Genomic DNA, 10,702 nt, shown 5'->3' on the forward strand with positions numbered 1-10,702 from the left:
CATTAAGAGAAGCCGAATCCAATAAATTAGTGGGTTTAGTATATATCAAAGAGGTCGATTTAGATAAAAAGCAAGGCGAATTAGCCTATTGTATAGATTATAATTTTCAAGGTAAAGGATTAATAACCGAAGCTGTCAAACAATTATCTGATTATGCTTTTTCTCAATTAGGATTTAAAACACTTCAAATTATAGTTCACCAAAGTAATATTGGGAGCGTAAAAGTGGCAGAAAACAATAATTTTACTTGGATAAAAACGCTTAATAATGAATTTACACCACCAGGCGAAAACTCATTAAACATGGAATTATACGAGTTGTATAAAGAGATTCAATAAATATGAAAGACAAATTCTACCAATACATACAAAATTTACAAGACAGCATCACATCAAAACTTGAAGCCGTTGATGGTAAAGCCAAATTCCGACAAGATATTTGGAAACGACCCGAAGGTGGCGGCGGACGAACTCGCGTAATTGAACAAGGGAATGTTTTTGAAAAAGGCGGTGTAAATATCTCAGGTGTTCATGGTAAATTACCAAAATCTATGCAAACCTATTTTAAAGTAGGCAATGTCGATTTTTTTGCCTGTGGTTTAAGCTTAGTGCTTCACCCTAAAAATCCAATGGTTCCAACGGTTCATGCTAATTGGCGTTATTTTGAAATGTATGATAAACATGGAAAAATTATTGATAGTTGGTTTGGTGGCGGACAAGACTTAACGCCCTACTACTTGTTTGAAGAAGATGCCAAACACTTTCATCGAACTTGTAAAACGGCCTGCGACAAACATAACCCAGAATTTTACCCCAACTATAAAAAACGTTGTGATGAATATTTCTATAATGCACACAGAAACGAAGGTAGAGGTTTAGGCGGATTATTTTTCGATTATTGCAAAGCATCAGATGATATGACTATGGAAAACTGGTATAACTTTGTAACTGAAGTTGGTGATAGTTTCCTAGAAGCTTATGTTCCTATAGTTGAAAAACGTAAAGAATTACCATACACAGAAGCAAACCGAACTTGGCAAGAAATTCGTCGTGGACGTTATGTAGAATTTAATTTAGTGCATGATAAAGGCACGCTTTTCGGACTAAAAACCAACGGACGCATAGAAAGCATTTTAATGAGTTTACCACCACATGTACAATGGGTTTACGACCATCACCCAGAAGCTGGAAGTGCTGAAGAAAAATTGATTACCGTTTTACAAAATCCTAATAATTGGGTGTAACATGAATTGCTACTGCGGAAATAATAAAACCTACCAAAAATGCTGTGAGATATACCATAAAAACGGCGGGAAAACTGAAACCTGCCAACAGTTAATGCGTTCCAGATATTCTGCGTTTGTTTTAGCAAATGGTAATTATTTAATGGAAACACATCATTCAAAAACACGACCAATAAAAGAGAAGAACGCCATTATTAAATGGGCAAAATCAGTTCAATGGATTAAATTAGAAGTTTTAGAAACTTCAAAAGGCATGCAAAACGATACCGAAGGTACTGTAACTTTTAATGCCTATTTTTATGAAAACGGAAAAGTTGATGTTATTCACGAAAAATCGACATTTATAAAAGATAATAATTATTGGAAATACTTAGGAATAAGTAATTAAAATACATAAAAATATGTTCCCACTTAGAAGAAATAGAAGATTAAGAACCAACGAAGCCATTCGCGCTTTAGTTCGTGAAACCATAATTACACCAAACGATTTTTTAGTGCCGCTTTTTGTGGTTGAAGGAAAAGGTATAAAAGATGAAATCCCGTCGATGCCCAATTACTTTCGCTACAGTTTAGATTTGCTTGAAGGCGAAGTAAAAGAACTTTGGAAATTGGGTTTAAAATCGGTGTTGCTTTTTGTAAAAGTGCCAGATAATTTAAAAGATAATAAAGGCACGGAAGCATTAAACCCAAACGGATTGATGCAACGCGCTATAAAAACTGTTAAAAATGTTTGTCCGGATATGTTAGTGATGACCGATGTTGCCATGGACCCATATTCGGCTTACGGACACGATGGGATTATTGAAAACGGACAAATTATAAACGATGAAACTGCCGAGTTTTTAGCAGAAATGAGCATTTCACATGCAAAGGCTGGAGCCGATTTTGTCGCGCCTAGTGACATGATGGATGGACGAATTCTGACCATTCGTGAAGCTTTAGAAGATGAAGGTTTTATAAATACAGGAATCATGAGCTACTCAGCTAAATATGCTTCTGCATTTTACGGACCTTTTCGTGATGCTTTAGATTCTGCACCTGTTGATTTGGTTAATATTCCAAAGGATAAAAAAACCTACCAAATGGATTTTGGAAATCGTTTTGAAGCCATTCGCGAAACCGAAATGGATATTGATGAAGGCGCAGATATCGTTATGGTAAAACCTGGTATTTCTTATCTTGATGTTTTAAGAGAAATTAAAAACGAAGTGGATGTTCCTGTGGCTGTGTACCAAGTTTCTGGTGAATATGCCATGATAAAAGCTGCTGCTGAAAAAGGCTGGCTAGACCATGACCAAATTATGATGGAAACTACAACAGCTTTTAAACGCGCAGGCGCAGATATTATAGCGTCTTACTTCGCTAAAGATGTTATTAAATTGATTTCGTAGCTAATTTTTTCCGTTCATCTAATAATAAACCTGTTTTACATCCTATAAAAATTATTATATGTATAATTGTTCCCATTAACCTACAACAAGTATGCATAGATTTTTTATTGTGTTAGTTTTTACAATTAGTTATAACTTTAGTTTTGCACAACTTGAAGCCCATGAAATTGATGGTGAAGGTTGGGCAAAAGGCAATTTAGTAGAAATTGGAATTAATGCAAAAGGGGTTTATGGTGCACAAACTGCAAACAGACCTGCCACTTTTCATAATAATAGAGAAGTTGGAAACAATCTATTCGGATTTATTGCAAACCCCTTAAATGATGGATGGGTAGATTACGACGGCGACTTCTTCTCTCCAGGTGATCCAGAAGAGGGCTTTTGTATTCAAATAGATGGTATAAATTACAATAATAACAATGGTATATTTTCCTCAGGCATTCCAGGAAAGGTCACTAGTGTAAATGTAATATCTTCAGATTGTTTTGAAGATATTGCTCAAATATCTTGGGAAGGAAATGTAAATGGATTAAATGTAAAAAGGTACTTCAGTATTACTCAAGATGGTCTATTTATACAAATGACCACATTTATAAAAAACCTTACCGACACTCAAAAAAACGATGTCTTTTTCATGCATAATGTCGATCCTGACAATAACGTAACTCTAAGCGGTAATTATGAGACTAGTATGGAAATTATTTCACAAGCAAGTTCTTCTACAGATCAAACTTGTCTAGTTACAGCGTCGCAAAACCCGCTTTTTACTCCTGCGGATATGGATGGATCAAATGTTAGTTTATTTGCTAATAATGCCAATGCAAGAGTAGCTTATGGTGGATTCAACAACAGATCTGCAAGTGAAATATGGAATGGAGGGTTTGGATTTACAAATACCGAAGGCGCTACAACTGCTAGTGTAGATGAGGCCATTTCCATTGCATTTAACTTAGGTGATATCCCAGCAAATGAAACAGTTAGATTTACTTATTATTATATTCTAGAAGAGGTTGATGAAACGTTTATTCCATTCATTGTAAATGCGATTCAAGAAAACCCAAGTATATGTAACGGGCAAGATGGTAAACTTATATTTTCAGGATTAATAGAGGGTGATTCCTACGGAATAAGTTATGTGGATGATGGTGTTTCAGTCCCTGAGGTAATGTATGTTGCTAATAGTGATGGTATTATTGAAATAACAGATTTAGATGCTGGCACCTATTCAAATGTTTCAGTTAACTTTTCAGGTTGTGATACATCCATTAATACGGTTTTTGAATTAGAAGACCCTGAAGTTCCAAATTACACCATAAGTAAAAATGACTATTCGGAATGCGAATCACCAGAAGGTCGATTAGCCTTTTCTGGCTTAACACCATTAACAAATTACACCATAGAATTCACGCACGACGGCGTTCTTGTTGGCCCTCAAGATTTAATGGCAGATAATAGCGGTAATATTATTTTCAACAATTTATTTAAAGGAATTTATACAGATTTTGTTTTTGAACAATATGAATGTTATACTACCAGTAATCAAATTGTTGAAATAATTGGTCCTGAAACGCCTGTATCCTATCAAATTCCAGATCAATTTTACTGTGATGAAGATTATGATTATGAAACAAATATTAATCTAACAACTTTGGATAGTTTTGTTGTTGGACCAGATAATCCTAGTGATTTTACCATAACTTATCATAATACTGCAGATGACGCAATTAATGGTGTTAATTTAAACGCGACAAACTATACAACAATAGGTGAAGCTACATATAACTTATTTGCTAAAAAAACAGAAACATATTCTGGCTGTTACTCTTTTTTACCTTTTACAATTACTATTAATATACCTCCCGTTTTTGAAATTGATGATACTCTAATCTGTTTAAATAGTGATGATACTGTTAATTTTGAGTATAGCCTCCCAATTATTGAAACAGGTTTATCAGAAACCAATCATAGTTTTGAATGGTATTTTGAAGGCGACATAATTCCTGGCGAAACTTCAAGTGAATTAACTGCTCAAAACCCGGGTAATTATTCTGTTAAGGCAACGTTTACACCAACAGGTTGTCATTTCACTAAACAGGCAACTGTTTTTCCTTCTGGACCTCCACAAGTTCTGGATGTTGTAGTTACTTCATTGCCTTTTTCTAAAAACCATACGGTAGAAATTACTGCTAGTGGTTTTGGTGATTATATTTTCTCGGTTGATAATGGTCCAACACAAGATTATGGTGTGTTTATGAACTTAAAACCAGGGTATCACACATTTCAAATTATTGATACTAAAGGTTGTGGCACAGTTAATATAGAAAGAACTATTATTGATTATATGAAATTCTTTACACCTAATAATGATGGTTATAATGACTTTTGGCAAATAATAGGAATAGAGGCTTTAAAGGAACCTGAAATATTCATTCACGACAGATATGGCAAAATGCTGAAACATTTAGATCCAAAAGGTTATGGCTGGAATGGTGTGTATAATGGGAAACGTTTACCACAATCTGACTATTGGTTTAAAGTTATTTTCAAAGATGATAATGATATTGTTCGAGAATTTAAAGCACACTTTACTTTAAAACTATAAAACATCATAAATTCAATTGTGATAAATAATATTCATTTTGGTTTTCAGGAGCTTTTCATTCAATAATTAGTATTTTTAGTTTTTCAAAATAAAACTATGAGCGCATTACTGTTTTGGGCAACCATTTCCATTTTCTTTTCTTTTTTATGTTCCATTCTTGAAGCTGTTTTACTAAGCGTTACGCCAACCTTTATAAATGTTAAAAAACAAGAAGGAAAGGACTATGCTTTAACTTTAGAAACCTTAAAGAAAGATGTAGACAAACCACTAATAGCCATACTTACACTAAATACTATTGCACATACATTAGGTGCGATGATGGTAGGTATTGAAGCAGAAAGCTTGCCTTTTAAAATTGAACTTTGGGGCATAAACACCGTGGGTGTCGTTTCAGCAATCATGACGTTTTTAATACTAGTAGCTTCAGAAATTATACCAAAAACTATTGGTGCAACTTACTGGAAACAATTAGCAAATTTCACTTCAAAAGCGCTAACCGTATTAATTTTTCCTTTAAAATGGACAGGCATTTTATGGCTATTACAATTAACTACAAAATTAATTGGCGGTAAAGGTCATGGTAGTATTTTAAGTAGAGAAGGTTTTATGGTAATGACCGATATGGCGCATCAAGAAGGTGTTTTTCAAGAAAACGAAAGCAAAATAATTAAAAACCTGTTAACTTTTAGAGAAGTTTTTGCTAAAAACGTTATGACACCAAGAACGGTCATGTTAACCGAAAACGAAACTACTACGGTTGAAGATTTTTTTAACAGAAATTTAAACCTTCGTTTTTCTAGAATTCCTGTGTATTCGCAAACCGAAGACAACATAAAAGGCCTGGTTTTAAAAGATGAAATTTTTAAAGAAATGGCTTTAGGTAATGGTAGCAAAAAGCTATCAGAACTTAAAAGAGATATTATTATTGTAAATCGTGATTTGGCAATACCTACCCTTTTTGAAAAACTTGTAGAAACCAGAAACCACATGGCTTTGGTTGTTGACGAATATGGTTCGGTAAGTGGTTTAGTAACTATGGAAGATGTTATTGAAACTTTGCTGGGTTTAGAAATTATGGATGAAAGCGATAATGTTTCTGACCTGCAACATTTAGCCAGAAAAAGCTGGGAAGAACGGGCTAAAAAGTTAGGTATTATTGAAGAAAATCAATCTGCTAAATAATGGAAACCTGCATTATTAATTCCCCTTTAGGGTTTACAAAAATTGTTGGAGATGAGGATGGTATTGTTTCTGTAACTGTGCTTAATTCTGAAGAAAAAATTACCGATATTATTCCTGTTGAATTAGAAGAATGTGTGATTCAACTTAATGAATATTTTGAAGGTTCTAGAAACGTTTTTGATTTAAAACTAAATCCCCAAGGCACCGATTTTCAAAATAAAGTTTGGCGGCAATTAGAGCAAATTCCCTATGGAAAAACAATTTCCTATTTAGAATTATCAAAACAATTAGGCGATGTAAAAGCCATAAGGGCAGTAGCAAACGCTAATGGCAAAAACCCACTTTGGATTATTGTGCCCTGTCATCGTGTCATTGGAAGTGATGGCTCGTTAACTGGTTATGCTGGTGGATTACACCGTAAACAATGGTTACTAGAACACGAAAGCCCATACAAACAACAGTCTTTATTTTAACATGTACAAAACCCTAACCAATATCGCGGAACGTTTCTTTACCAACGCTCAAATTTATAAATATGGGTTTAATTGGTCGCCTATGTTTAGGAGATCAACGGGCAAGGTTATTCACGTATCGTCGGATTTACATTATGTAAAAATAAAAATCCCATTGAGTTGGAAAAATAAAAATTTTGTTGGGTCTATTTTTGGAGGAAGTATGTTATCAGCCACAGACCCTATTTATATGATTCAACTTATTAAAATTTTAGGCGATGATTATGTTGTTTGGGACAAATCGGCAACTATTAACTACAAAAGACCAGGTAAAGAAACCTTATTCTGTGAATTTAATTTTTCACAAGAAGACATTATAAGCATAAAAAAAGAGGTGAAAAATAAAGGTGAAATTGATATTATAAAAACGCCAAAAATCATAAACAAAGAAGGTATTATTATAGCTGAACTTTCCAAAACTATTTATGTTGCTTCCAAAGTATTTTATAAAGAAAAATTATCCTTAAAGGCAGCGTCTAAATAATTTTCTTATACGTCGATATATTAATTTTCTTATCTTTAGTTTCTACATTAAATGAATCGCATGAAAATTCTAAAAGAAAATTTTAAATGGTTAGTCGTTCTAATCGGAATAATTGTAACTGGGTTATATGTTACCGATACTGATTACCTTATAAAGGCCGTAAGAACCATTTATTTACAAGGTTATACCACCGCCTATCTTGAGGATTATAAAAAATTCGATAATCAAGTCATTGAAGATGGAACACCTCAACCATGGCCCAATCACAAAAACTACAATTCGGTTAAGGAAACAATAGGTTTAGACTCTATTAATAAAACAAATGGCACAATTGCCTATGTTATTATTAAAAATGATAGTATTTGGTTTGAAAACTATTATGATGGCTTTAATGAAAATTCGCAATCTAATTCCTTTTCAATGGCAAAAAGTTACGTAAGTGGCTTGATGGGAAAAGCGATTATGGAAGGCCATATTAAAAGTTTAGACCAACCAGTTAGTGATTTTTTACCAACTTTTAATGAAGGATTAGCAGCAAAAATGACGGTTGGAGACTTATCAAGTATGGCATCTGGAACCTCTTGGGACGAACAATATTACTCCCCATTTTCAATTGTAACTCGGGCTTATTTTGATGATAATTTAGAAAAAGTGATGCTAGGTTTAAAAATGGCTACCGAGCCGGGTAAATCCTTTAAATATTCTAGCGGAGATACTCAAATGTTAGCGCTTGTTATTGAAAAAGCTACTGGCAAAAAGTTATATAATTATTTAACCGAAAGCTTCTGGAAACCTTTAAATTCTGAAAACCCTACACTTTGGCAGGTAGATAGTGAAGAACATGATTTGGTAAAAGCTTACTGCTGCATTGCAAGTAATGCTAAAGATTTTGCACGATTTGGAAAACTCTACAAAGACCACGGCAAGTGGAATGGTAAACAAATTTTAGATTCTGCCTTTGTAGCTAAATCTTTAAAACCTGTTTATCCTGGTGGTGAAATGTATGGTTACGGTTGGTGGTTAAAAACCATTGGCAACAAACATTTTTTCATGATGCGTGGGCATTTAGGGCAATATGTTATTGTTGAACCTAATGATAATGTGATAATCGTGAGACTTGGACATTCAAAAGGAGACAATAAACAAATTGGTCAATTTACTGCAGACATTAGCTCTTATATTGAAGAAGCTTACAAAATGCTAAACCAATGATTTCAAAATTAAATCTTGAAAACATATTATTTCTGGATATTGAAACCGTTCCAGAAACACAGTACTTCTCTGATTTAGATGAAACCAAACAGGCGCTTTGGGATCACAAATCAAAATACCAACGCAAAGATGATTTTACCGCTGAAGAATTTTATGACCGTGCCGGAATTTGGGCAGAGTTTGGTAAAATAGTATGCATTTCGGTTGGTTATTTTGCAAACCAAGGCGATATAAGGAAATTTAGAGTCACATCTTTTTATGGCGATGAGGTAAAATTACTTAAGGATTTTAAAAATTTACTGATTTCACATTATAGCCAAACTAAACATCTGCTTTGTGCTCACAACGGTAAAGAATTTGACTTTCCGTATATCGCACGAAGAATGATTATCAATAGGATTGAATTACCATATAAACTGAACTTATTTGGTAAAAAACCTTGGGAAGTCCCGCATTTAGACACTTTAGAATTATGGAAGTTTGGTGATTATAAAACGTATACATCGTTAAAATTAATGACCAATGTTTTAGGCATTCCATCGCCAAAAGATGATATTGACGGTAGCGAAGTATACAGGGTGTATTATGAAGAAAATGAAATTGATAGAATCATAATATATTGTGAAAAAGACACTATTGCTGTTGCACAAATATTTCTGCGTTTACGAGGTGATGACATATTATCTGACGACGAAATTATTCATATTTAAATGGAAATAGTTCCAATTTTAAAAGTTGAAAATCTAAGTATTTCATTTGGGAAAAATGAAGTTATTCATTCAATTTCTTATACTTTAAATAAAAATGAAATTTTAGGAATTGTTGGCGAATCTGGCTCAGGCAAATCTGTTTCATCATTAGCTATATTAGGGCTTTTGCCAAAGAATATTTCTAAAATAGGTTTTGGAAAAATTATTTATAATAATGAAGACTTAACAAACCTTTCACCAAAATTATTCCAAAAAATAAGAGGCAACAAAATAGCCATGATTTTTCAAGAACCAATGAGTTCCTTAAATCCTTCAATGACCTGTGGAAAACAAGTAGAGGAAATTTTAAAACAACACACAAGTTTATCGAAAAATCAAATAAAAGAAGAAACCATAGCGCTTTTTGAAAGAGTAAAACTGCCTGAACCAGAGCGCGTTTTTAAAGCCTATCCGCATGAAATTTCTGGGGGCCAAAAACAACGTGTTATGATTGCCATGGCAATAGCTTGTAAGCCAGATATTTTAATTGCTGATGAACCCACAACGGCATTAGATGTTACCGTACAAAACGATATCATTAACTTATTAAAGGAGTTGCAAATTGAAACTAAAATGAGTGTTATATTTATTACTCATGATTTAGCTTTAATTTCTGAAATTGCAGATCGTATTTTAGTGATGTATAAAGGTGAGATTGTTGAACAAGGCGGAGTAGAAGCCATTTTTAAAAATCCGCAACACAATTATACCAAAGCATTAATTAATTCGCGGCCTTCTTTAGATACTAGATTAAAAACATTGCCAACTATTCAAGACTTTTTGAATGATACCATTTCTTCAGAAATAATATCAACGGAACAGCGTAAAAAAAACCACGAAAAACTATACAGCAAAGCACCATTGTTAGAGGTTGTTAATGTTGAAAAGGAATATATTACTAAATCAGGATGGTTTACAAAACCTCGACATTTTAAGGCTGTAAACAATGTGAGTTTTAAACTTTATGAGGGTGAAACTTTAGGTTTGGTGGGCGAATCTGGTTGTGGAAAATCAACTTTAGGAAATGCTATTCTGCAATTAGATAAAGTTACATCTGGAGTTATTTTATACCATGGAGTAGATATTACAAAACTATCTAAAACCGAAATTAGAACCCTTAGAAAAGACATTCAAATTATTTTTCAAGACCCCTATTCTTCATTAAATCCCAGAATACCTGTTGGTGAAGCCATTATGGAACCTATGAAAGTTCATAAACTTTATGAAACTGATTTTGAAAGAAAAGAAAAAGCGATTGATATTTTAAATCGAGTAGGTTTATCTGAAGATTATTTTAATAGATACCCTCATGAGTTTTCTGGTGGAC

General features: G+C 33.4%; 11 protein-coding genes. All 11 read left to right on the forward strand.

The features are described 5' to 3' along the window. Positions 1–338, forward strand: a 338-nt coding sequence (locus WBN21_RS03480) for a GNAT family N-acetyltransferase (protein ID WP_424197907.1), incomplete at its 5' end; no start/stop codon positions are given. 2 nt (positions 339–340) lie between these two features. Further along, a complete protein-coding gene (gene hemF / locus WBN21_RS03485) occupies positions 341–1,243 on the forward strand; it encodes an oxygen-dependent coproporphyrinogen oxidase (RefSeq protein ID WP_424197908.1) in 903 nt (300 codons plus the stop codon). Between the two features lies 1 nt (position 1,244). Next, a complete protein-coding gene (locus WBN21_RS03490) occupies positions 1,245–1,631 on the forward strand; it encodes a YchJ family protein (RefSeq protein WP_424197909.1) in 387 nt (128 codons plus the stop codon). A gap of 13 nt (positions 1,632–1,644) precedes the next feature. Beyond that, positions 1,645–2,634 carry a porphobilinogen synthase gene (gene hemB / locus WBN21_RS03495; RefSeq protein WP_424197910.1) on the forward strand — a complete coding sequence of 330 codons (990 nt, stop codon included), beginning with the start codon at positions 1,645–1,647 and terminating at the stop codon, positions 2,632–2,634. Between the two features lie 91 nt (positions 2,635–2,725). Next, positions 2,726–5,236 carry a T9SS type B sorting domain-containing protein gene (locus tag WBN21_RS03500; RefSeq protein ID WP_424197911.1) on the forward strand — a complete coding sequence of 837 codons (2,511 nt, stop codon included), beginning with the start codon at positions 2,726–2,728 and terminating at the stop codon, positions 5,234–5,236. Between the two features lie 96 nt (positions 5,237–5,332). Next, positions 5,333–6,418: a CNNM domain-containing protein gene (locus WBN21_RS03505; protein ID WP_424197912.1), complete on the forward strand. Its 1,086-nt coding sequence runs from the start codon at positions 5,333–5,335 to the stop codon at positions 6,416–6,418. After that, positions 6,418–6,891, forward strand: coding sequence for a methylated-DNA--[protein]-cysteine S-methyltransferase (locus WBN21_RS03510; protein WP_424197913.1), 474 nt, complete (start codon positions 6,418–6,420; stop codon positions 6,889–6,891). Before WBN21_RS03505 ends, WBN21_RS03510 begins: the two co-directional genes overlap by 1 nt. A gap of 1 nt (position 6,892) precedes the next feature. After that, a complete protein-coding gene (locus tag WBN21_RS03515) occupies positions 6,893–7,414 on the forward strand; it encodes a DUF4442 domain-containing protein (protein ID WP_424197914.1) in 522 nt (173 codons plus the stop codon). A gap of 60 nt (positions 7,415–7,474) precedes the next feature. Beyond that, positions 7,475–8,626, forward strand: coding sequence for a serine hydrolase domain-containing protein (locus tag WBN21_RS03520; protein WP_424197915.1), 1,152 nt, complete (start codon positions 7,475–7,477; stop codon positions 8,624–8,626). Continuing rightward, complete coding sequence (locus WBN21_RS03525; RefSeq protein WP_424197916.1) at positions 8,623–9,336, forward strand: 3'-5' exonuclease; 714 nt, start codon at positions 8,623–8,625, stop codon at positions 9,334–9,336. The genes WBN21_RS03520 and WBN21_RS03525 overlap by 4 nt, the downstream gene beginning before the upstream one ends. Then, positions 9,337–10,702 (forward strand): ATP-binding cassette domain-containing protein (locus WBN21_RS03530; RefSeq protein ID WP_424197917.1); only part of this gene is annotated, 1,366 nt, incomplete at its 3' end. It abuts the gene before it with no gap.

This window comes from Algibacter sp., assembly GCF_049667265.1.
Classification (GTDB): domain Bacteria; phylum Bacteroidota; class Bacteroidia; order Flavobacteriales; family Flavobacteriaceae; genus Algibacter_B.

Excerpts from the sequence above, each read along its gene's own strand:
- WBN21_RS03525 (WP_424197916.1), top strand. The coding sequence starts at position 8,623 with ATGATTTCAAAATTAAATCTTGAAAACATATTATTTCTGGATATTGAA.
- WBN21_RS03515 (WP_424197914.1), top strand. The coding sequence starts at position 6,893 with ATGTACAAAACCCTAACCAATATCGCGGAACGTTTCTTTACCAACGCT.
- WBN21_RS03520 (WP_424197915.1), top strand. The coding sequence starts at position 7,475 with ATGAAAATTCTAAAAGAAAATTTTAAATGGTTAGTCGTTCTAATCGGA.
- hemF (WP_424197908.1), top strand. The coding sequence starts at position 341 with ATGAAAGACAAATTCTACCAATACATACAAAATTTACAAGACAGCATC.
- WBN21_RS03490 (WP_424197909.1), top strand. The coding sequence starts at position 1,245 with ATGAATTGCTACTGCGGAAATAATAAAACCTACCAAAAATGCTGTGAG.
- WBN21_RS03500 (WP_424197911.1), top strand. The coding sequence starts at position 2,726 with ATGCATAGATTTTTTATTGTGTTAGTTTTTACAATTAGTTATAACTTT.
- hemB (WP_424197910.1), top strand. The coding sequence starts at position 1,645 with ATGTTCCCACTTAGAAGAAATAGAAGATTAAGAACCAACGAAGCCATT.
- WBN21_RS03505 (WP_424197912.1), top strand. The coding sequence starts at position 5,333 with ATGAGCGCATTACTGTTTTGGGCAACCATTTCCATTTTCTTTTCTTTT.
- WBN21_RS03510 (WP_424197913.1), top strand. The coding sequence starts at position 6,418 with ATGGAAACCTGCATTATTAATTCCCCTTTAGGGTTTACAAAAATTGTT.